This window comes from Cohnella ginsengisoli, assembly GCF_029525555.1.
In the GTDB taxonomy this organism is placed as follows: Bacteria; Bacillota; Bacilli; order Paenibacillales; family Paenibacillaceae; genus Cohnella; species Cohnella ginsengisoli.
In genome coordinates this window covers 1,779,581-1,801,559 of the sequence record NZ_JAPDHZ010000002.1, presented here as the reverse complement: position 1 = coordinate 1,801,559, position 21,979 = coordinate 1,779,581, and the positions used below count along the sequence as shown (strand labels likewise).

Below are 21,979 nucleotides of genomic sequence, written 5' to 3'. Positions count from 1 at the left end.
GATGAGCGAAAAGAAACCGCGCGACGACAGGCAAGCGGACGCGAATATGAGAGTGGGCGACCAAGCGTTGCCGGAGCTGAGCTGGCTGCCCGTGCCCGGCGCGCCGTTTCGCGTGACCGGACTTCCGTGGCTGGCGCAGGACGGCGTCTTCCGGAGGCTGCCGCTCCGGCCGAGCCATCCGATTCGAGCGGAAGTGGACCGGCTGGCGAATTTTACGACAGGGGTGCAGGTCCGGTTCAGGACGGATTCACCAAGGCTGTACGTGCGGGTGAAGCTGGCGGACAAGTACAGCATGTACCAGTTGGCGGCCACGGGCCAATGCGGGATCGATTGTTATATCGGCGGGCTCGGCGATCAAAAGTACATCAATACGACGCGATTCGATTTCACCCGGACCGAGTATGTCTCCGTCCTGTTCGAGGCGCTTCCGCGCGGACTGCGGGACATCACGCTGAATCTGCCTTTGTATCAAGGCGTGGAGGCGCTATGGGTCGGCGTCGAACCCGCATCGGAGATCGCCGAGTTCCCGGGCTTTCCCACCGACAAGAAGGTGCTGCTCTACGGCACCTCGATCACCCACGGCGCCTGCGCGACGCGTCCCGGCATGGCCTATCCGAATATTTTAAGCCGGATGTTCCCGCTCGAATTCGTCAATCTCGGATTTTCCGGCAATGCGCAGGGGGGAGCCCGAGCTTGCTCATCTGATCGGTCAGATCGACAATCCGGCCCTGCTCATTCTGGATTATGAAGCCAATACGCCGAGCACGGAGCGCCTGAAGGAGACGCTGCCTGCGTTCATCGGCATCTACCGCAGCCGCCATCCCGACGTGCCGATTCTGGTCCTGTCGCAGATTCGTATGGCCCGGGAGGCGTTCGACGTCGACGCGGCGGCCCGCCGCGCCGAGCGCGGACGGTTCCAGCGGGAGGAGGTCGAGCGGCAGCGTCTGGCGGGAGACGATCGCGTTCACTTCTTCGACGGCACGGCGCTGCTCGGCGAGGCGGACCAGGATTGCACGACGGACGGCATCCATCCTTCGGATCTGGGCTACGACCGCATCGCGGGCCGGCTTCGGCCCGTGCTGGCCGAACTGCTGCGTCCCATCGTTGAAGCATAAGTAGAAGCATAAAGGAAGGGCTGATCGAATGAGCCGGTCCGAGACGGACAAGAAACTCCGGCGGGTGACGCTGGAGATGAGTTTAAAGCCTTTTACAAGCATGGCGGTGCCGGCGATCGAAGCGGTCTGCGAAGAAGCGATCCGGCAGTGGCTGCCCTTGATCGGCATGGCCGAAGGCTGCTCGATGCTGCTGTGGGTGGCGGACGGCAGCGAGATACTGGACTGGGACGGCAACGGGGAGCGCAACATCGAGTGGGGGCGCTATATCGGCTTCGCGAACGAGGACCGGTTCGGACATATCGTGCCGAACGATCCCCGGATCGCCAAGCTGTACAGGGCCGATGCCTGCGAGATTACATACGATAACCTGCGGACGATCGTCGCGGCGTTCAAGCGGATCGCCCGCGACCGGTTCGGCATCGCGATGGAAGTCGGCGCCACCTTCGACGCAGGACCCGAGTTCGCCTATTCCGACTTTAAATATCAACGGCATCCGGAGATCAATCGCGCGAAGCTGGGGGGGCAGGGAGGTCGCGCTGAAGGCCGATTATACGGTCGTCTGCACCTGGTCGGAGCTTCACGCGGACACGGTCGCCTATGCGGCTTATCCGGACGGCATTCCCGAGGGCACCCCGTTCGGGGAATTTCTCGGCCGCCAGTGCGCCAGCTTCCTCCCGGCGCTCGGCTTCGATTATATTTGGTTTTCGAACGGCTTCGGCTTCTCCTATTTTCCCTGGACGTACCTGGGCGCGAATTACGACGGCACGTCGATGCCGACGGCGGACTACCGGGAGGTCGCGGACCGGACCCTGTCGTTCTGGGAGCATTTCAAACGGGAATGTCCCGGCTACCGCACGGAGGTGCGCGGGACGAACTTCGGGACGGGCATGGATCTGGCCAAGGACTTCATTCCGCTGCAGGAGATGTACCGCAGAAAATATATCGAGCTGCCGCCTCCGAATTCGCCGTGGGGCGCGCTGAACTTCGATTTCGGGCTGGAAGTGGCCTCCTATATGTCGCGCATCGCGGTCCTGCCGGGAGAGACGTACCCGTACCGCTTCTACCCGAACGACCCCTGGTTCTGGCAAAATCCCTGGTGGGATCTGTACGACCGGGAGCCGCACGATATTTATTGCCCGCTGTCGGTCGCCCGCGTGAATGCCGACGGCGAGCTTGAGAATCCGGGCATTATCGAGCTGCTGACGATCGATACGGAGAAGGGCGAGCTGAACGCGGATTGTCCCGCGGAGGTGATTCCCCACTTGCGGCGAGCGATCCGGGATTTTCCCGACCAGCCCGGCCTGCTCACTTGGCTGTATCCGTTCAGCGAGTATCACGCTTCCGTGGAACGGTCGGCCGAAGCGGCCAAAGCCGTCTTTTTCGAGGAATGGTTCGTGCGCAATGCGGTGAACGAGGGGCTGCCGCTCAACACGGTGCTGAGCACGGACGCGTTCGAAGCGATGACCGACGAGGCGCGCGGCAGGCTGCGGGATACGATCTTATGGACGCCGGCCTCCTGGCTGGCGGGGGAGCGCGCCGAGCGATTGGCCGCTTATGTCCGTGAGGGAGGCCGCGCGATCGTCTACGGCAGCGTCCTGGACGCGGAACTGCAGCGGCTGCTGAACATTCGTCAGGACGAGGGCATAGCGGGCGAGATCGCGCTTTCCAGCGGTCTGCAGCAGGATGTCATAACCGATGAGGCGACGGTTTCGTCCGTATTCATGCACGATCCGCTGCTCGGCGGCGGCGCGATCGGCGAGGCGTTAGGCGACGCGGACGATCCGGGCACGAAGGTATGCGCGACGGGCAAACAGGGCGATCAAGTGCGCGTCCTGGCGCTGACGCGCGAACGGCCGGAATGGAAGGGCGGGAAGATCGGATGGATCCGCGGCTCCTTGCCCTTCGAATCCGGCGGCGTGTCCCATCTGCCGAATCGCCAGCCCGAGCGATTCAAGGATATCTCGGCGCTGTCCCGCCAGCTGCTCGCCGAGTTCGGCTACGAGCTCCTGCAGTCCAAGGCGGCGGAGTCGGACAAGCCGGCGCTGTTGTTCGTCACGCGCCGCGATAACGGCTTTTTCTTTACGGGCTGCCGTCAGGACACGTCCGTCACCCTTCGGCTGCGCTTTCCCGAAGGGGTGCCCGCGATGATCGGCCAGACGACGCGGGCGGGAGAAGGCGCCGCAGCCTATCGGCCGAACCGCACCTTTCACGACGAATGCCGCGTCTTCGTCAAGCAGCGCGAGACGACGTCCGTCTCCTGCCGGGAGCTCGCGCCGGGTCCGACGCCGAACAAGAGCTCGGAGCGGATGCTGTTCGTCGCCGGTCTGCGGGACGCGGAGGTGACGGTATTCCCGCCGCTGGCGAGCCTGCGCGCGGGCCGCGTAGAAGTGCGGGGCGAGACTGCTTTTCTGGACTTGGCGGACTGCATCCGCCACGACCGGCTCGTGCTGAATAAGATAAGCGGCGCGATCGAGATTACTTGGTAGAAAAAAGGAGGAGTCCGCTTTGAAGCGCAAGTTTGCCGTGCAGCTGTACACGCTGCGCAAGGAATGCGAGCAAGATTTTCCCGCGACGCTCCGCGCGCTCGGCCGCATGGGCTGGGCGGGTGTCGAGACGGCCGGATTGCACGGCCACGCGGCCGAGGAGGTCGCGGAGGTGCTCCGCGAAGCGGGACTGAAGACGGCGGGCATGCATATCTCCGTCGAGCGTCTGCGCGACGAGCCGGAGCGCGTCAAGGCGGAGGCGAGGCAGCTCGGCACGAACCGGTTGATCTGCCCGTCCGTGCCGCATGAATGGCGCAACGAGCAGGGCTACATCCGGCTGCGCGAGGAATTGAACGCGGCGGCGTCCGAGCTGCGGGACGAGGGGTTCACGGTCGCCTTTCACAACCATGCCTTCGAATTCGAGACGCGCGTCGGCGAACGCGATGCACTGTCTTACTTGCTCGATCCGTCCCCGGACAATGCCGTATTGGCGGAGATTGATGTATACTGGGTGAGCAAAGCCGGAAAAGACCCGGCAGCCTTCATCGCGCCGTATCGCGGCCGCATGCCGACGATGCATCTGAAGGACATGACCGGCGACGAACGAAGAACGTATGCCGAGATCGGCAGGGGCATCATCGATTTCGAACCGCTGCTCCTCTGGGGAGAGCAAAGCGGCGTGGAATGGTACGTCGTGGAGCAGGATATTTGCGAAGGCGACGCAATGGACAGCGTCAAGATCAGCCTGGACAACCTGCACGCGCTGGCGGACAGGCTTGGCCGCTAGTCCGTCATTTCAAAAAAGCGAGAGGCCGGCGAATGCCGGTCCTCTTCGGCATTGACAGGCATAACGCCGAACAAAGGAGACGCCAGCATGAAGCGATTCGGGGCCAAAGCCTATTATATAAAAATGCTTTTATGGATCGGCGTCGCGATTCTGCTCATCGTCGTCGTACTGTCCGCCGTCGTCTACTTCAATGCCCGGAAGCTGCTCGTCAAAAACGAGTACGCCTCCAACCAGAAAATATTGTATCAGGTCAAATACAATATGGAATTCATGGACCAGTCGATCGCCAGCCTTTGTCAATCGCTTTATTTGAACAGCGACGTAGCCGCGGTCATGTACGCCAGGCAGGAAAATATGGTCGAGGTCGCCAACCGGCTGAACAAAGTGACCAGCGCCGTCACGTCGGCCAATCCGTATATTCATTCGCTTACCATCTATAACCGTAATCTGGACCAGACGTACAACGCAGGCAGACCTCTTTTTTTCGAAGACAAGCTGCTGAGCGCGTTATACGATTCGGACCGGCTGCTGCCCCAGATGAAGCCGATCTTCCGCAACATCGAGAAGCTGGTGAACGGGAAGACCGAGCCCGAGTACGTGTTTTCCTACGTGATGTACGAGACATCGGCGGACGATCTGAAGCCCGACGGCGTCATCATCGTCAATGTCCGATCCAAATGGCTGCTGGACAATATCAATCAGATCAATATGATCGACGAGCGCAAAGGCGACAGCATCTTTATCATGGATCAAGCCGGCGAATACCTGGATGACGGCACGGGCGACCGGGAAATCATGCAGCGGCTTAAAGGCGACTTGGCGGCCTACCGAGCCGCTCACCCCGAAGCCGATGCTGAAGGCTTTTTTCAACGCAAGTACGGCGGCAAGCCGTATTTAATCACGTATACGAACGTCGACGACGCGGGAATGACGCTGCTCAAAACGCAGCCGGTCCTCGAAGTATACCGATCGATCGACAGGCTCCGGACCAGCATTCTGCTCATTACCTTGATCGCGCTGCTGCTGGCGCTCGGCGTCTCGATCCTCATCTCCCGGACGATTTACCGGCCGATCGGCAATTTGGTGAACGTCGTGAGGCAAAACAGGCCGGGAAGATCGGTCGAGACCGAAGCCGAAGGCGTCGACGAGATTTCATACTTGAATACGGTCTATCAAAAATCGATGGAAGAGCTGCATATCTTTTACCAGGAAAAAGACCGGTATAAAGACGTCATTAAGCATTACTGGCTCAGCCGTCTGCTTGCGGAGCGCTTCTCCATCCCGGCGGCCGAGCTGGCGCCTCTGTTCGAGGAGACGAGAATCGCCCTGCCGCTGTCGGGCGCGTACGCGGTCTGCCTGCTCAAGATCGATAACTACAAGGAATTCCAGCAGCGCTTCTCCGCCAAGGACAAGGAAACGATCCGGTTCGCCCTCATCAACATCGCCTCCGAGATCGTGGCCGTCAAGTATGCGAACGAAGGCATCGACATGAAGGAAGACCATGTGCTGCTGATCGTCGGCGTGCCCGAGACGGATGCCGGCTGGCTCGACGGGCTCGCGGCGTATTTGGCGGAGGCGCAGGACCATTTTTCCCGCTTTTTCAAAGTGACCTTCACCGCTTCGATCAGCGGCAAGACGGAGACGCTCGGCGGTTTGCACGCGCTGTATACGCAAGCGATGGACCAGTCGATGTACCGTCTCCAGCTGGGCCACGGCTCCGTCATCACGCAGGAGCGGCTGCGGGGGCGCGCGGACAACAAAAAGACGACCTATTCCAAGGAATTGGAAACGTGGCTCATGGAGACGATCAAGTCGGGGAACGTGTCCGCGATGAAAGACGTGCTGGCGAGCCTGTTCGAGGAGATAGCGGCGCTGAACTATCACAATGCGCTGATCTCGATTCTCCGTCTCGCGGACGCGGCGATCGAGGCGCTGGAGAAAGCGAAGGTGACGCCGGCGCCCTCGCTGCAGAAGGTTTCGATCGGCAGGCATGTTCTGGAAAAGGAGACGATGGCCGAGATCGAGCGCATCGTCTGGGGCGGCCTGCGGGATTCGTTCAACAAGGAGACGGCCGAGGATACCGATGCGCTCAACTACTTTGTCGTGGACGCGGTGACGGAGTACGTCCATCGCAACTATCAGGATCCCGGCCTGAGCTTGTCTTCGATCGCCTCGATGATGAAAATTTCGACGCGGAGCTTGAGCAAGATCTATAAAGACGCGACGCAGCTGTCGATCGCGGATCTGATCAACGGCGTGCGGCTGACCAAGGCGGCGGAACTGCTCATCCAGGAGGATCTGAGCGTTTACGAGGTCGTGCAGAAGGTCGGCATTACGAACGAAACGTATTTTTTCAGCCTGTTCAAGAAGAAGTACAAGATGACGCCGAAGGAGTACGCGCTCCAGCGAAAAGCGAACCAAATCAACTAGCGCTACGCTTCACTGACCGTCACCGATTGTCGTCGACCGTTACCGACCGGTTTACCTTGTGCCGCACGTATGCGGAAGGCAGGGTGCCGGTTATTTTTTTTAAAAACCTTATTGAAGTACGATTGCTCGCAAAAGCCGAGGTAATCGGAGATCTCTCCGATGTTCATCTGCGAAGTCAGCAGCAAGTCGCAGGCGGCCGCGATCCGAATCTGCTGCATGTAGTCCGTCAGCGTGCGCCCCGTCGATTGGCGGTACAGCGCGCTGATATAGTTCGGCGTCTTGCCGACGTGCGCGGCGAGCTCGCCTACCGTGATCGTCCTGCGGTAGTGGAGCAAGATGTACGCCTCCAGCCGATAGACGAGACCCGATGCCGCGCCTTGCGAAGCGGCGGATTCGGACGTCTCCGCGAACAGCGCGAGCAGCTCCAGCAACGCGGCATGGCAGAGCGCCGGCCGAAAAGGGGACTGCCGGAGCCAATACTGGACGAGCGCGGCGAAGCGGTTCCGCACATAGTCGTAGTTGTGGATCTTGACGACGCGCGCCTGCGGCGCCGTCCATAGCGGCAGCCCTTCCGCCTCCCCGGCATGCTGAAAATGCGCGACGTACATCTCATGCGGCGCCTCGGGCGAATGGGATGCGCTGCGTTCGAGACCCTTCGGCATGAACAGCATGTCCCCTCTGCTCAACGCGAAGCTTCCCTGCTCCGTGTCGAATACGACATGTCCCTCCGTCACGAGCACGGCAATATGGTTGTTCGTCCGCGATCCGGGCACGAGCCACCCCGGCTCGCAATGCTCGTAATAAATCGCCACCGGTTCGATCATGGACCGATTTCCTCCTTTTATAACGAATACGGCACGCTTACCCGCTCTCTCGAAAATTCTGTATTTTTAATCGATTGATGATTTGCGACATGCTGTACTAGTATAACAGGCGCCGTAATATTATTCTAATCGAATGCGAACGTCTGAATCCGCTTTTATAATTTTTGATTAGATGGAATGTCGGGATTTTTTCATTTCTCCGGATTACCTTTTTTATTTTTATCGTAGAATCGTTTAAAAATAAATGGATGGCTTCATTGTTCGTTCCGCCGGGATTTTCTACGATAGAAAGGAGCGGAAGAGAACAAGAGGAGGCGTTAACGTATGGTTAATCAATTCCGGCGCGCGCGCGCGCGCGTCGGCGTCATGACGGTGGGTCACGAGCCTTATTGGGAGCAGTTCCCGGGACTGCGGGAAGAGCTCGCCGGTTACGGACAGGAATTTGAAAACCGGGTGCGCGAGATGGATGTCGAGGTCGTCGGCGCAGGTTTCGTCGATACGGTGGACAAGGCGTTCGCGGCGACCGAGCATCTGAAAAAGCAGGATGTCGACTTTTTGTTCGTCTTTCTCAGCACGTACGTCACTTCCTCGACGGCGGCAACGCCGATCCTGGGCCTGGCGGTGCCGACGGTGCTCGTGGCGCTGCAGCCCAGGCAGCGCCTGGACTACACGAACACCACCACCTACATGCAGCTGGCCAACGACAACATCTGTTCGCTGCCCGAGATCGGGGGCGTGCTCGTACGGGCGGGGCGGCCGGCCGCCGGCATGGTCGTCGGCACGCTGTACGACGACTCCGCGGCTATGGCCGAGGTGCGGTCCTGGTGCCGGGCGGCGAACGCGCGGCGCGCGTTCAAGTACGCGCGGATCGGCTACCTCGGACATACTTACGAGGGCATGTACGACATGAATAGCGATCCGACGGCCTTTACGGCGACTTTTGGCTCGCACGTGCAGATGCTCGAGATGTGCGATTTGGCCAAGGCCGTGAACGGCGCCACCCAGCGGGAGATCGATGAAAAGCTGGAGGAGATCCACGGCGTGTTTACCGTTTCCGATCCGTTCATCGACCCGGTCACGCGGCCGATCAAGCCCGAGGATCTGGCCTGGTCCGCCAAGGTCGCGGTCGGTCTCGACAAGCTCGTGGACGCCTTCGGCCTGACGGGTCTCGCCTATTATTACAAGGGACTCGACGACAACGAGTACGAGCGGATCGGCGCGAACATGGTGCTCGGCAATTCCTTGCTTACCGGCAAGGGCATCCCGCTCGCGGGCGAAGCGGACCTGAAGACCTGCGCGGCGATGCTGATCATGGACCGTCTCGAGGCGGGCGGCTCCTTTGCCGAGCTGCACCCGTGCGACTTCAAGGACGATATCGTGCTCGTGGGCCACGACGGCCCGCACAACATCAAGATCGCGGACGACCGTCCGGTCATCCGGGGACTGGAGCTGTTCCACGGCAAGCGCGGCTCGGGGATCGGCGTCGAGTTCAGCATCCAGGCCGGGCCGGTGACGCTGCTCAGCATTGGGCAGACGGCTCAGGGCCGCTACAAGATGATCGTCGCCGAAGGGGAGTCGATCAAGGGACCGATACCGCAAACCGGCAACACCAACACGCGCTGCAGCTTCGGCCGTCCGGTCGCGGCGTTCGTCGAGCAGTGGTGCAGCGCCGGTCCTACCCATCACTTCGCGCTGGGCGTAGGCCGCAAAGCAGCTGAGATCAAGCGCACCGCGGGAATGATGGGGATCGAGGTTCAGGAGATTTAGAGGGTTAGCCAAGAAGCGAGTCTTGCGCCGGAAGCGGTGCGGGGCTCGTTTTTTTAATAAGCAGGCAATTAAGCCGGAAGGTAAGCGGGTTGGCGCGAACGAGGGCTGGGGGCTTTGAAGTGCAAATCAGGCAGGGGCGGCGGACACCGGCGACGTTATTTATTAAAAAATGCTGCGCCGGAGAAGTTGGCGCATCCGTGCGTGCAGGTGTTCAAGCGGTCGGGGGCGGGAGCGAGGGCGGGAACGAGGACTGACCGCCGATCATGCACGCGATTGCTGCAGGAATCGATTGCGAAAGCGTCGCTGGCGCTTTGTTTGCGAGCCGTTCGTGAATTCGCAAATTGCTCCAATCGCGTGCTTCGATGCATGTTTTTGCAGGAAAATACCGTTTTTAAAATATACAATACCGCCTTCCGCGCCTAAAGTTGGGCTTAACACGACAAGCAATGCGAAAAGGAAGTGCAGGACACATGATCAGGGCGATCAAAAAAAACTTCGGATTATCGATGTTGGCGCTGCCGGGATTTTTGCTCATCATCCTTTTTAACTACGTGCCGCTGTACGGCATGCTCCTTCCCTTCAAGAGCTACCGCTACAATCTGGGCATCTGGAACAGCCCCTGGGTCGGCTTCGACAACTTCGGTTTCCTGTTCAACGGGGACGTGCTCTACCGGGTGCTGCGAAATACGCTCCTCTACAATATGACCTTCATCGTGCTGGGTACGACGCTGTCCGTGACGATCGCGCTGCTGCTCTACGAGCTTAGCCGCCGGTTCGTCAAAGCGTATCAGACGATTTTGTTTATCCCTTACTTCATCTCCTGGGTCGTGGCGGGCTTCGCCTTCCGCTCCCTGTTCGACATGGATTACGGCGTCATCAACCGCGTGCTCGTATCGCTTGGCGAGGAGCCGATTTTGTGGTACAGCGATCCCAAGTACTGGCCCTACATACTGGTGGCGGCCGCCGTATGGAAGGGACTCGGCTACGGCTCGGTCATCTACTACGCCGCGCTGATGGGCATCGATTCCGAATATTACGACGCGGCCAAGATCGACGGGGCGAGCAAGATCCGGCAGGCGATCTCCATCTCGGTGCCGATGATCAAGCCGATCGTCATCATGATGGTCATCCTGCAGATCGGCAGCATCTGCTACAGCGACTTCGGCCTGTTCTACAACGTGACGCTCAATTCGTCCCTGCTCTACAAGACGACGGACGTCATCGACACGTTCGTCTACCGGTCGCTGATCGACATGGGCGACATCGGGATGGCGTCGGCCGCCGGCTTCTTCCAGTCGATCGTCGGCTTCTGCCTTGTGCTCGCGACGAACTACATCGTCAAAAAAATCAATCCGGAAAATTCTCTCTTCTAAGGAGCGCAGCCATGAACGATTCCGTCACGACCCTCCTGCGGCGTCGACCGTCCGCCGGGAAGATGCTTATTCACGTCGTATTCATCGCTTTGTGCGTCGCCAGCCTGTTTCCGTTTCTTGTCATCATCGGCACGTCGTTCCAGAGCGAGAACGATATCGTCAAGTTCGGTTATTCCATCATCCCGAGAAACTTTACGTTCGACGCCTACCGCGTCATTTTGCACGAGCCCAAGGTGCTGTTCCAGTCTTACTTCGTCACGATCGCGACGACCGTCATCGGCTCCCTCGTCGGGATGTGGGTGACGACGACTTATGCTTACGCGATATCCCGCAAGGACTACCGTTTCCGGTCTTTCCTCGCGTTCTTCATCTTTTTCACGATGCTGTTCCACGGCGGGATGGTGCCTTCGTACATTCTGATGGTCAAGTGGCTCGGCTTGAAAAACAACATTCTCGCGCTCATCCTGCCCTATCTGATCAGCGGCTGGTTCGTGTTGCTGATGAAAGGCTTCCTTCAGACGATCCCCGAGGCGGTCATCGAATCGGCCAAGATCGACGGCGCCGGCGAGCTGCGCATCTTCGCGCAAATCGTCATCCCGATCTCCAAGCCGGCGTTGGCGACATTGGGCTTGTTTTTCGCCCTTCAATATTGGAACGACTGGTGGCTGACGCTGCTATACGTCGAGCACGACAACCTGATGAAGCTGCAGTATTTGCTCATTCGCGTGCTGAAAAACATGGAATACCTGAATTCGGCGGAAGCCATTCAATACGGGCTGGTCAAACCGGGCATGCTCGTGCCCTCCTTAAGCGCCAGAATGGCCATGTGTATTTTGGCGGCAGGTCCGATGCTGCTCGTGTTCCCGCTTTTTCAAAAATATTTCGTGCAGGGCTTGACGGTAGGCTCGGTCAAAGGGTGATAATTACAGCCGTGAGTCAATTGATCTTACGGCTGCTGATTATAAATGAAAGGCATATACAAGGGAGGCAATCCAAGTGAGTCCGACAAGCAGGAAGAAGGCAAGATGGATTGGAACGGGGACGTCCGCCATGCTGGCGGCGGCCATGATCGTAAGCGGTTGCAGTTCGAAGGAGGAGGGGTCCTCGAGCCCGTCCGCAAGCGCCGGCGCCAGTCCGAGCGCGAGTCCAAGCGCCAGCCCGAGCGCCAGCGCGCCCGCTTCGCAGCCGGCGGATACAGGAGGCGATACCAAGGACTTCGTCAAGCTCAGCTGGTACATGCCGAAGCCGATCGACAATATGAAGGATCAAGCCGCCGTCGAAGCGGAAGCGAACAAGGTCATCAAGGAAAAGCTGAACGCGGAGCTGCATCTCAACCTGATCGACAATGCCGGCTGGGAAGACAAAATGAAGCTCATCTCGGCTGCAGGGGAGCCTTACGACATCGTTTTTTCCACGTATGCCTCCAACCGGATCAGCGACAACGTTCAAAAAGGGCGCATTCTTGCCGCTCGACGAGCTGCTGCAAAAGTACGGCCAAAACATTCTGGCGAAGGTGGACCAACGCGCCTGGAAGGCGGTTACGTACAAAGGGAAGATCATGGCCATTCCCGCGCAAACGCCGTATGCGCCGGCCGGCGCGCATGTTTTCAAGAAGGATATGGTGGAGAAATACAAGTTCGATTACAAGAGCGTCAAGAGCATCAAGGACCTGGAGCCGTTCCTGGCCGAGATCAAGAAAAACGAGCCGAGCATGATTCCGCTCCTGGCTACGGCGAACGGTACCGCGGCGGGCGTCACCTTGTACGACTATACGACGATCACGCCGGGCATCTCCTATAGCGAGAAGGACGGAAAGATCGTCAAGATTTTGGGCGTGCCCGAGAACAAAGAGAACTACAAGACGATCAACGACTTTTACAAAAAGGGCTATATCGCCAAGGATGCGGCCATCAAGACGGACTATCTGGCCGAAGCCAAGTCGGGCAAGTACGCGGTCATGCGCGATTCGGGCGGCTATACGGAGGACGGCTCGAAGTCGACGGCGACGTACGGCTTCCCGACGGTAGAGACGCTGGCCGGCTACCCGACGATCTCGACCAATTCGATGACGTCCGCCGCGACGGCGATCAGCGCCACCTCCAAAAATCCGGAGCGCGCGATGATGCTGCTCAACCTGATCTGGGGCGACAAGTATTTGCTGAATACGCTGGCCTACGGCGTCGAGGGCAAAAACTATACGGTCAAATCCGGCACGGTGAAGGACGACAACCCGACGATCGAAGCGACGACGGGCGCCGATCAGACCTGGGCGATCTGGCACAACTGGCTCGGCCCGCTGTGGGATCAGTGGGATTCGAACTGGAACTCCACCGCAGCGCTTCAGGAGATGAAGAAAAACAACGACAACGGCAAGGCGTCGGGCATACTCGGCTTCATCTTCAATCCGGAGCCCGTCAAGACGGAGATCGCGCAGGTGAGCGCCATCCAGAAAGAATCGAATCCGATTCTGACGACCGGCTCGATGCCGGACTTCGAGAGCTACTATACCGATCTTCAGAAACGATTGGATGCGGCGGGCATGGACAAGATCATGGCCGAAGCGCAAAAGCAGTTCGATGCGTGGAAGGCGGAAAACAGCTAAACGAAAACGGTTCGGCAAGGCGGCCCAGCTTGGAGAAAGTCGGGCCGCTTTTTATGAATAAGCGTCTGCCTCTACTAACCAAGCAAAGGGGAATCTTCATTTATGCGCGCAATGAAGAACGGCTGGACCGCTTTTTTTGCGATTGCCTTTGTATGCGTTTTCTTTTTGGCGGCCGCGCCGCGTTCCGCCTCGGCCGACAGCGCACCGGCGGGAGCCGGATATTTGGTAGACGAAGACTTTGCGTTTCTGTCCAACCTGGTGCCGGGGGAGAGCCAGCCGTCCGGCTGGGACATCCGCGCCGCGGGCGGCGCGCTGACGAGCATCTATAACAATACGTTAAAAATCAGCGATGCCAGTACGAAGCTTCCCGTATCGATGAGCCGCAAGTTCCCGGCCCAGAGCGAAGGGACGCTGACGATGGAGTTTCGTTTCAGGCCGTTCAGCGTCATTAATGGCTTGCATTGGCAGATGCTCGGCGACAACACGCCCGGCGTCAGCATCGCGACCAGCGCGAGCGGGAGCAATCTCGTGCTGGAGACGTCCGGAGGCGGCACGGTGACCTTGCAGGCGTATTCGGCCAATGTCGAATATGGGATCAAGGTCATTGCGAATCTGTCTACGCAAAAGGCGGATGTCTACGTCAACGGCATCCTGCGGGCGACCTCCCAAAATTTTGCGAACGCGGCGTCCGCGCTGAACCGCTTCCAGCTGACGACGGGCGTCGCTTCGACAGGCGACTTCTTCTTTACGCCGCTTCATATCTACAAAGGCTACGCCGTTAATGAAAAGCTGCTGTCGGTCACCCCCGAATCGGGCAACCTGCCGCAGGATTGGACGGCCGTCCTTAACGGAGGCACGATCCAGGTCGCCCAAATGCTCAGCGCCCCGAAGCCGGACGTCAACAGCCTGAAGATCGATGCGTCCGCCTCGACCGGCAGCATGACGCTTGGGAAGAGCTTCGCCGCGATCTCGGGCGATCTGACCGCGGAATACAAGATTTTCATTCCCGCGAAAACGGACGGCCTCGCGGCCGAGCTCAGAAGCGGCAGTACGACGGCGCTCAAGCTGTTCACCTCCAACGGGAAGCTGTCGTACGAAACTGCAGCTGGAACGCCCGTGGAGCTATACGACTACAAGGCGAATCTGTGGTATCGCCTGAAGGTGGTTCTGAAGCCGGCCTCGCACAAGGCCGACCTTTACATCAACGGCAAATTGCAGGCAGCGGACGTGAATATCGCTTCCGGCATCGCTTCCGTCGACGGCATCCGGTTCTCCACCTCCGCCGCGAACAAAGGCCTAATGTGGCTCGACGATATCCTTGTTTATGCGAATACGCCGGAGCCTGCGGATTATGTGCCCGCGCCGGCAGCCGTAAGCACCGGCAGCCAGCTCGTCGGCGTGCAGAGCTGCCCGATGTGGCGGGAGGGGCATCATCTGGGCTGGGACGTGATCAATCCGTTCCCGGACCGGACGCCGTATCTGGGCTTCTACGACGAAGGCAATCGGGAGACGGCGGACTGGGAAATCAAGTGGATGCTCGAGCACGGCATCGACTTCCAGATGTCCTGCTGGTTCAGGCCGATCGGGGGAGAGGGCGCGCCGATCAAGGACTCCTACCTGTCCGATGCGCTGGACGACGGCTACTTTAATGCCAAGTACAGCAATTTGGCGCACTTTGCCATCATGTGGGAGAACCTGAACTCGGCGGCGAAGGATATCGCCGATTTCCGCGACAACCTGGTTCCCTACTGGATCGAATATTACTTTAAGGACCCCCGGTATTTGAAGGTTGACGGCAAGCCGGTGTTCACCATCTACAACTACGATCAATTCGTCAAGCTGGCAGGCGGCACCAAAGAGCTGGCCAAGGATTTGATGGATGATCTGCGGGACGCGGCGCGCGATGCCGGCGTCGGCGAACTAACCATCCTGAACGTGTACAACGGCACGAGCGCCCAGGATCTGCAAAATCGCAAGAACGCGGGCTTCGACGGCGTCTACGCCTATTCGTGGGGCTCGTTCGGCGGGCATCCCGATTTTCAGAAGCTCAAGCTGACGCTGGAAAACAACGCCGGCGTGATGGACGTCATTCCGGGCCTCAGCATGGGCAGGGACGATACCGCCTGGGGATTGAGCTCGGGGTATTATGCGACCCCGGCCGAATTCAAGTCGCTGGCGCAGTGGACGAAGGACACCTATATTCCGTCGCTGTCGGCGGGCAATCTGGGCAAGAAGCTCGTCATGCTGGACAATTGGAACGAATTCGGGGGAAGGGCATTTCATCATGCCGGCAGGGTTCGCGGGCTTCGGCTACGTGGATGCGATCCGCGACGTGTTCGCGGGCGTCACTACCCATACGGATGCCGTGCCGACTGCAACGCAGAAAGCCCGGATCAACGTTCTGTACCCGGAAGGGCGCGTCGTGCAAAACCGCACCTTGACGCCTCCGGCGATATCCGCCAATTCGGTCGCCGCGTGGGAGTTCAACACGCCGGGCGACAGCGAGGGCTGGAGCGTGCTGAAGCAGATCGACGCGATGAGCGTCGCGGGGGGCACCTTCACCGGCACCACCAACAACACCGACCCGGGCATTATCTCGGCGGACCATCTGGGAATCAAGGCGGAGGACGCGCCTTATCTCAAGATCCGGATGAAGAATAGCGCGAACGATATCGACGGCCGCGTATTTTTCACGACGGAGCTGGACGGCGACTGGAACGAGACGAAGGCGATGGGCTTCTACGTGAAACCGCAGGACGGCGGGTACACGGATTATTACGTGGAGATGTGGCGGAACAAGAGCTGGACCGGCAATATTCGGCAGATCCGGATCGATCCGATCTCGGCGATCGGCACGATCAGCATCGACTATATCCGGGCGGTCGCAGACGAGTCGACGGACATCAAGCTGTATGTCGACGGCAAGCGGAAAAACTTCAGCCAGCCGGCGCTCGTGCAGGACGGCGTCGTCATGGTGCCGATCAAGGACATCTGGCTGCAGCTCGGCGTCAGGTCCGAGTGGGACGCGGCGAATCAGAAGTTCATCGCCGTCAAGGGCGGCAGCGTCTACGACATCACGGTCGGCAGCGCGACGGCGCACAAGGACGACCTGTCCATCGCGCTTGAGCATGCGCCGGTGAAGCTGGCTAACGGGACGGTGCTCGCGCCGCTCTCTTACCTCAAGCAAGCCTTCGGAGCGACCGTGAAGTGGGACGCGGCGGCGCAGAAAATCCAGATCTATCCGTCGGGCGTCGTCTGGGACTTTGAATTCGGGGACGGCTGGACGGCGAACGGACGCATCGCCGGCGGGCAGGCGCTGGGCGGCCGATTCGGCGGTACCTCCCTGGGCGTATCCGGCGGAGTGGAGCCTTCGGTCGAATCGCCGGATCAGTTGGGGCTGGACGCGTCCGCGATCAAGCGGGTTCGCGTGCAGCTCGGCAACCAGACGACCGGCACGCAAGCGAAGCTCTATTATACGACGGACGCCGATCCCGTATGGAATGCGGCCAAGTCGTTCTCGACCTATATCCTGCCAAGCGATTCGACCCTCCGCGAGTACGTGTTCGATACGAGTTCCGCGGCCGCCTGGACAGGGACGATCAAGCAAATTCGGGTGGTGCCGACGCTGGCGGCCGGCAGCTTCAGCATCGATGCCGTGCAGCTGGATACGGCAACCTCGCTGCCGATGCTGGGCGCCAACCTGGTAGCGGATCCCGGCATGGAAGGAAGCACGATTCAGGCGCGCGTGCAGAACGGCGCGCTGGGACTGGACGTCACACAATACCACAGCGGCCATCAGTCGCTCAAGGTCGTCAAGGACAGCCGTTACGGCAGCGCGTCCTTCCCGATCGCCGTCACGCAAGGCCAGGAATACCATTATTCGGTCTGGGCGAAGCTCGCGAAGGCGCCGTCGCTCACTGAACCGCTGCGCCTATGCTTGCAGTATACGGTTGACGGCAATGTCAAACAGATGATTATTTACACAAGTGCCGGGCTCTCCGCCGATCAATGGACGCAACTGCAGGGCAACTATACGATTGCGGAGACCAGTCCCATCTCCAATGTGCTGCTTTACTTTTACACGGAGATCGACGGCACCAATCACGACTACTATCTCGACGATGTCGAAGCGAGGCTCGTGACCTACTCGTCCAGTCCGGCATGGACCTATGCGACGGGACTGAGCATAAATCCGACGACTACGATGAACTTGGGCGAGACGAAGACGCTCGTTCCGACGTTCCAGCCCTCAAGCAGCGTAAACAACCAGGCGCTGATCTGGAACTCGGACAATCCGGACGTGGCCGTCGTGGACATCGGCGGCACGGTGTTCGCGAAGAAGACGGGAATCGCGAATATTACGGCCAAGGCCATCGACGGAGGGTTCACGGCGACGACGGCGGTGACGGTAGCTCTCGGTTCCGGGCAGCCCGCCGGCGCGACGCTCGGAAGCAATCTCATCCTCAACCCCGACATGGAGGGCGCCGCGATTCCTTCGTCTTATTACGGCTCCAGCGCGAGCGTAGCCTTGACGACGTCGGAGCATCGACTGGGGGCGCAGTCTTTGCAGGTGACGAAGCTGAACGACAACAAATATGCTTCGTTCTTCATGCCAACATCGATCGAGCAGGGAAAGACGTATTACTATTCGGCCTGGGCCAAACTGGCTGCAGCACCCGCGCAGCCAGCGCTGTTCCGGATCTGCCTGCAATACAAGCTGGATGGCGTCGTTAAGCAGAGATATATATTCACCAGCGCGCCGCTGCTCAGAGCAGGCTGGACGCAGGCAGCGGGCTTTTGGAAAATCGATGAGCCGGGGACGGTCAGCGATGTTCGGGTGTACCTGTATACGGAGCAGAGCGGCCCTGTGCAAACCTTCTACGTCGACGATATCGAGGTTCGTCCGGTCGTCGCGGACAATACCCCGCCGGTCACGACGGCAGCGCTGAATCCGACTGTGCCGGACGGTCCGGGCGGCGCGTATAACGGCCCGGTTACGCTGACGCTTGCGGCATCGGACAGCGAGTCCAGCGTCGCGCAGACCGTGTACAGCGTCGATAACGGGACGACCTGGACCCCGTACACCGCGCCGGTGGCGTTCGGCAAACAGGGCTCGTATACGATTCTTTACAAGTCGACCGACCTGGCGGGCAACGCCGAGACGCAGCAAAGCGTAAGCTTCAGCCTGGCCGCGACGGCGACCACGGTCTTCCTGCAGGATAGCGCGGGACAGCCGCTCGCCGGCGGCACGGTCAAATATTACGACGGCAGCTGGAAGGACATGGGGACGACGGACGCCTCGGGGCAGGCGACGAAGCCGCTGCCGGAGCGGAGCTATATTTTCTCCGTAACCTATCTGGGCACGACCAAGCAGCTGACGCAAAATACGTCGACAGGTCCCGCATCCGTCGTCTTCCAGACGGTAAAGGCGAAGGTTCAGCTTAAGGACAGCCAGGGCAATCCGCTGAACGGCGCCGTCGCGAAGGTGTATGCCGGAGGCAACTGGCAGACGATCGGAACGACCGCAGGCGGCGAATCGACGAAGGAGCTGCTGCCGGGCTCGTATACGTTCGGCATTACCTATGACGGCGTGTACAAGGAAAAGAGTCAGAACGTCGGCGACGATCCGGCGGTCGTCTATCAGACCGCGAGCGTCCTGATCCAGTTGAAGGACGCATCCGGCAACCCGGTAGACGGCGGCACGGCCCGCGTGTATGCGGGCGGCAGCTGGCGGACGATCGGCATCACGGCGGGCGGCGAGATCCGCACGGAGCTGCTGCCTGGCATGTATACGTTCGGCATGACGTCCGGTTCGGCGCTCCCGAATATATCGAAGGATATCGGGGCGGACCCGACCGTGGTGTTCCAACTGTCTTAAACGTATAAGAACGCAAGAGGATGCTCCCGCCGGACCCTGGCCATGCGCGTCGGTCCGCGTCGTAGGGCATCCTCTTTTTTGGGGAGGAAAATGGCAAATGAGAAGATCGATCGCGCTGACAGGCGCTTGGCAGTTGGAAGGCGAAGGCATAGATCCTAAGGGAAAGGAAGCGAGTATCGCGATCGATGCGCAGGTTCCCGGTCATGTGCACCAGGATCTGCTCGCGGCGGGCCTGATCGCGGATCCGGGTTACCGCAAGCAGGCGGACGATTGCCAGTGGGTGGAGCATTGGCGGTGGACGTACAGCCGGACGTTCGAGCTTGAGCGATTGGAGCCGGGACGTCCCCTGCTGGAATTCGAAGGGCTGGACACGTACGCGGAAATCGAGGTGAACGGCATCCGTCTCGCCCGGACCGACAACATGTTCGTCCGCTACCGTTTCGACGTGTCGGGGCTGCTGCGGGAAGGGACGAACGAGCTCGTGGTGCGGTTCCGGACGGTCGCGGAAGGGATTGCGGGCAAGTCGTACGCCGGTCTCGGCGCAGCCTTCACGAACGAGCGGCTGTTCGTGCGCCGCATGCAGTGCACGTTCGGCTGGGACTGGGTGGGGCGCCTCGTCAGCTACGGCATATGGCGGCCCGTCCGTCTCGTCTTCGAGGACGTGGCTGCCATCGAGGACCTTTTTGTGTACACGAAGGCTTTGGACGCGCGCGGCGCGTCGCTCGCCGTCGCGGTCGAGACGCGCAGCCGCACCGAAGCGCCGCTGCGGCTGTCGCTTGCGATCGCGGACCCGTCCGGTTCGATCGTATGGCAGGCCGAGCGGCGGTCGGACGGCGGCAAGCTGGAGCTGACGGCCGATCTGACGGAGCCGGAGCTGTGGTGGCCGGCGGGATACGGCGATCAGGCGCAGTACAGGCTCGTCGCGAAGCTGTACGGCAGCTCGGGACTGCTCGACGAGCGTTCGCGCTCGTTCGGCATCCGGACGGTTCGCATCGAGCAGCTTCCGGACCGGGAAGGAAGCCCGGAGGCGCGGTTGACCGCGAAGCTTCGCGCGCAAGAAACGGCAAGGGATGAGACCGCCGATAATCCGGACGGCATGGTCTGGGAAGCGAACGGCGACCGCCCCGGCAGCGGCTTCCGGCTGCTGGTCAACGGCCTTCCCATCTTCTGCAAAGGGGCCAATTGGGTGCCTTGCGATCCGTTCCCCTCGCGCGTCCCGGATACGCACTACGCGCATCTGCTCACGCTGGCCCGCGATGCCGGCATGACGATGCTGCGGTGCTGGGGAGGCGGCATCTACGAGCCGGAGCCGTTCTGGGACTGGTGCGACCGGCTCGGAATCGTCGTCGTTCAGGACTTCATGATGGCATGCGGGACGTATCCCGAAGCGGACCGGGATTGGACGGCATCGCTGAGGGCCGAGATCGAAGGCGCGATCCGGGCGCTGCGGAACCATCCGAGTCTCGTCTGGTGGAACGGCGACAACGAGAACGGCATGTTCGCCGGCGAGGAAGAACCGGATTATCCGGGGAAGGCGATCGCGAACCGGATCACGGGCAGCCTGTGCGCGGCGCTCGATCCGTCCCGGCCCTTTCAGCCTACGAGTCCCTATGGGGGGAACACGAACAATTCGTTCACCATCGGGACCGCGCACTACACGGGCGCGCTGTTTGAGATGTTCGACGTTTTCCGCAACACGGATTTGCGCGGCTACCGGTCCTACTTTGCCAGTCTGTTGAGTCGTTTTTGTCCGGAATTTCCCTTGTTCGGCACGCCGGAGATTCATACGCTGCTGCGCATGATGAACGACGAGGATCTGGCCGATCCGGCGTTCGACATGCTCGAATACCATACGAAAAACCACCCGGGCTTGAAGGACTTCTCGCTCTTCCGGGCGCTTCGGACGCTGGCCGACAAGCTGGCGCCGCCGGCCCTGTCTACCATCGAGCATATCCGGCGCATGTCGTTCGTCCAACACGAGCTGACCCGGCTCACCGTGGAAGCTTACAGGCGCAACCGGCATTATACGGGCGGTCTGCTGTTCTGGATGTACAACGATTGCTGGCCGGCGAGCGGCTGGAGTCTGGTCGATTATTACGGGTATCCGAAGGGCGGGTATTACGGCTTCCAAAAAGCGGCACGGCCGGTCATCGCGTCGATCGAAAAAAACGAGGAAGCCGGTACTTACGCTTGCTGGGTATGCAGCGACAAGCCCGAGGTGATCCGGGGAACGGCGACGCTGCGCGTGCTGACGCTGGGCAGCCTGGCCGAAGATGCAGCGGTTTGGTCCAGATCGTTCGACTTCGCGGCCTGCGCGGGCGCTTCGATCGAAGCTGCGTCGATTCCGGCGGCGGAGCTGGACGCGCTGCTGGACCACGGCCGCGTGCTGGTCATGGACATTGCCGGCGAATTCGGCGAGGACCGCTGCATCTATTTTGCCGGGCTGCCGGCGGAGATGCAGCTCGCGCCTTCGGGGCTGCGCGTCGCATCCCGTACAGGCGGGCCGAGGACTGGCAGCGTGACCGTCACGGCCGACCGATACGCCAAAGCCGTTCATTTGCATGGCGCTTTCGTCTTTTCCGACAACTACTTCGATCTGCTGCCGGGGGGAGCGCAGAACGATCGCTTACCGCAGCCTGGAGGCCGCGGCCTCTGCCGGCGAGCCGGCGGACGAAGCTGGAGGCGGAGTGCGCAATGGAGATGGCATGCGTGACGAAGCC

At 60.3% G+C, this 21,979-nt stretch carries 14 protein-coding genes; 12 read left to right on the top strand and 2 right to left on the bottom strand.

Features of this window, described 5'->3' with window-relative positions; genetic code table 11:
• Window position 1: 1 nt before the first annotated feature.
• The 5 genes from OMP38_RS08545 (at window position 2) to OMP38_RS08525 (ending at window position 6,815) form a co-directional block, all read left to right on the top strand.
• Window positions 2-748: an SGNH/GDSL hydrolase family protein gene (locus OMP38_RS08545; protein WP_277564698.1), complete on the top strand. Its 747-nt coding sequence runs from the start codon at window positions 2-4 to the stop codon at window positions 746-748.
• Complete coding sequence (locus tag OMP38_RS08540) at window positions 672-1,115, top strand: SGNH/GDSL hydrolase family protein (RefSeq protein WP_277564697.1); 444 nt, start codon at window positions 672-674, stop codon at window positions 1,113-1,115. Before OMP38_RS08545 ends, OMP38_RS08540 begins: the two co-directional genes overlap by 77 nt.
• A 341-nt stretch (window positions 1,116-1,456) precedes the next feature.
• The gene (locus OMP38_RS08535; protein WP_277564696.1) at window positions 1,457-3,601 is read left to right on the top strand and encodes a hypothetical protein; all 2,145 of its coding nucleotides are present in this window, start codon (window positions 1,457-1,459) and stop codon (window positions 3,599-3,601) included.
• Window positions 3,602-3,620: 19 nt separating this feature from the next.
• Window positions 3,621-4,385, top strand: a complete 765-nt coding sequence (locus tag OMP38_RS08530) for a sugar phosphate isomerase/epimerase family protein (RefSeq protein ID WP_277564695.1) — start codon at window positions 3,621-3,623, stop codon at window positions 4,383-4,385.
• Window positions 4,386-4,472: 87 nt separating this feature from the next.
• A complete protein-coding gene (locus tag OMP38_RS08525) occupies window positions 4,473-6,815 on the top strand; it encodes an AraC family transcriptional regulator (RefSeq protein ID WP_277564694.1) in 2,343 nt (780 codons plus the stop codon).
• 2 nt (window positions 6,816-6,817) lie between these two features.
• On the opposite strand, the gene OMP38_RS08520 is transcribed toward OMP38_RS08525, so the two are convergent.
• Window positions 6,818-7,639 (bottom strand): helix-turn-helix domain-containing protein, encoded by an 822-nt coding sequence (locus OMP38_RS08520; protein WP_277564693.1) that lies wholly within the window; start codon window positions 7,637-7,639, stop codon window positions 6,818-6,820.
• 324 nt (window positions 7,640-7,963) lie between these two features.
• On the opposite strand from OMP38_RS08520, the gene OMP38_RS08515 reads away from it, so the two are divergent.
• From OMP38_RS08515 to OMP38_RS08505, 3 genes are all read left to right on the top strand, one after another.
• Window positions 7,964-9,406 (top strand): L-fucose/L-arabinose isomerase family protein, encoded by a 1,443-nt coding sequence (locus OMP38_RS08515; protein ID WP_277564692.1) that lies wholly within the window; start codon window positions 7,964-7,966, stop codon window positions 9,404-9,406.
• Window positions 9,407-9,876: 470 nt separating this feature from the next.
• Window positions 9,877-10,779: an ABC transporter permease gene (locus tag OMP38_RS08510; RefSeq protein WP_277564691.1), complete on the top strand. Its 903-nt coding sequence runs from the start codon at window positions 9,877-9,879 to the stop codon at window positions 10,777-10,779.
• 11 nt (window positions 10,780-10,790) lie between these two features.
• Window positions 10,791-11,699, top strand: coding sequence for a carbohydrate ABC transporter permease (locus OMP38_RS08505; protein WP_277564690.1), 909 nt, complete (start codon window positions 10,791-10,793; stop codon window positions 11,697-11,699).
• 39 nt (window positions 11,700-11,738) lie between these two features.
• On the opposite strand, the gene OMP38_RS08500 is transcribed toward OMP38_RS08505, so the two are convergent.
• The gene (locus tag OMP38_RS08500) at window positions 11,739-12,035 is read right to left on the bottom strand and encodes a hypothetical protein (RefSeq protein ID WP_277564689.1); all 297 of its coding nucleotides are present in this window, start codon (window positions 12,033-12,035) and stop codon (window positions 11,739-11,741) included.
• Window positions 12,036-12,241: 206 nt separating this feature from the next.
• On the opposite strand from OMP38_RS08500, the gene OMP38_RS08495 reads away from it, so the two are divergent.
• The 4 genes from OMP38_RS08495 to OMP38_RS08480 all read left to right on the top strand — a co-directional run bounded on the left by OMP38_RS08495 (window position 12,242) and on the right by OMP38_RS08480 (window position 21,972).
• The gene (locus OMP38_RS08495) at window positions 12,242-13,381 is read left to right on the top strand and encodes an ABC transporter substrate-binding protein (protein WP_277564688.1); all 1,140 of its coding nucleotides are present in this window, start codon (window positions 12,242-12,244) and stop codon (window positions 13,379-13,381) included.
• A gap of 102 nt (window positions 13,382-13,483) precedes the next feature.
• Window positions 13,484-16,042 carry a glycoside hydrolase family 99-like domain-containing protein gene (locus tag OMP38_RS08490; protein WP_277564687.1) on the top strand — a complete coding sequence of 853 codons (2,559 nt, stop codon included), beginning with the start codon at window positions 13,484-13,486 and terminating at the stop codon, window positions 16,040-16,042.
• Window positions 16,032-19,259 carry a stalk domain-containing protein gene (locus OMP38_RS08485; RefSeq protein ID WP_338130489.1) on the top strand — a complete coding sequence of 1,076 codons (3,228 nt, stop codon included), beginning with the start codon at window positions 16,032-16,034 and terminating at the stop codon, window positions 19,257-19,259. The genes OMP38_RS08490 and OMP38_RS08485 overlap by 11 nt, the downstream gene beginning before the upstream one ends.
• 97 nt (window positions 19,260-19,356) lie before the next feature.
• On the top strand, window positions 19,357-21,972 hold the full coding sequence (locus OMP38_RS08480; RefSeq protein ID WP_277564686.1) for a glycoside hydrolase family 2 protein: 2,616 nt from the start codon (window positions 19,357-19,359) through the stop codon (window positions 21,970-21,972).
• The last annotated feature ends 7 nt before the right edge of the window (window positions 21,973-21,979 follow it).

Coding starts and splice junctions, on each gene's coding strand:
- OMP38_RS08505 (WP_277564690.1), top strand. CDS start 10,791: ATGAACGATTCCGTCACGACCCTCCTGCGGCGTCGACCGTCCGCCGGG.
- OMP38_RS08515 (WP_277564692.1), top strand. CDS start 7,964: ATGGTTAATCAATTCCGGCGCGCGCGCGCGCGCGTCGGCGTCATGACG.
- OMP38_RS08545 (WP_277564698.1), top strand. CDS start 2: ATGAGCGAAAAGAAACCGCGCGACGACAGGCAAGCGGACGCGAATATG.
- OMP38_RS08520 (WP_277564693.1), bottom strand. CDS start 7,639: ATGATCGAACCGGTGGCGATTTATTACGAGCATTGCGAGCCGGGGTGG.
- OMP38_RS08540 (WP_277564697.1), top strand. CDS start 672: ATGCGCAGGGGGGAGCCCGAGCTTGCTCATCTGATCGGTCAGATCGAC.
- OMP38_RS08510 (WP_277564691.1), top strand. CDS start 9,877: ATGATCAGGGCGATCAAAAAAAACTTCGGATTATCGATGTTGGCGCTG.
- OMP38_RS08480 (WP_277564686.1), top strand. CDS start 19,357: ATGAGAAGATCGATCGCGCTGACAGGCGCTTGGCAGTTGGAAGGCGAA.
- OMP38_RS08490 (WP_277564687.1), top strand. CDS start 13,484: ATGCGCGCAATGAAGAACGGCTGGACCGCTTTTTTTGCGATTGCCTTT.
- OMP38_RS08535 (WP_277564696.1), top strand. CDS start 1,457: ATGCCTGCGAGATTACATACGATAACCTGCGGACGATCGTCGCGGCGT.
- OMP38_RS08525 (WP_277564694.1), top strand. CDS start 4,473: ATGAAGCGATTCGGGGCCAAAGCCTATTATATAAAAATGCTTTTATGG.
- OMP38_RS08485 (WP_338130489.1), top strand. CDS start 16,032: ATGAAGAATAGCGCGAACGATATCGACGGCCGCGTATTTTTCACGACG.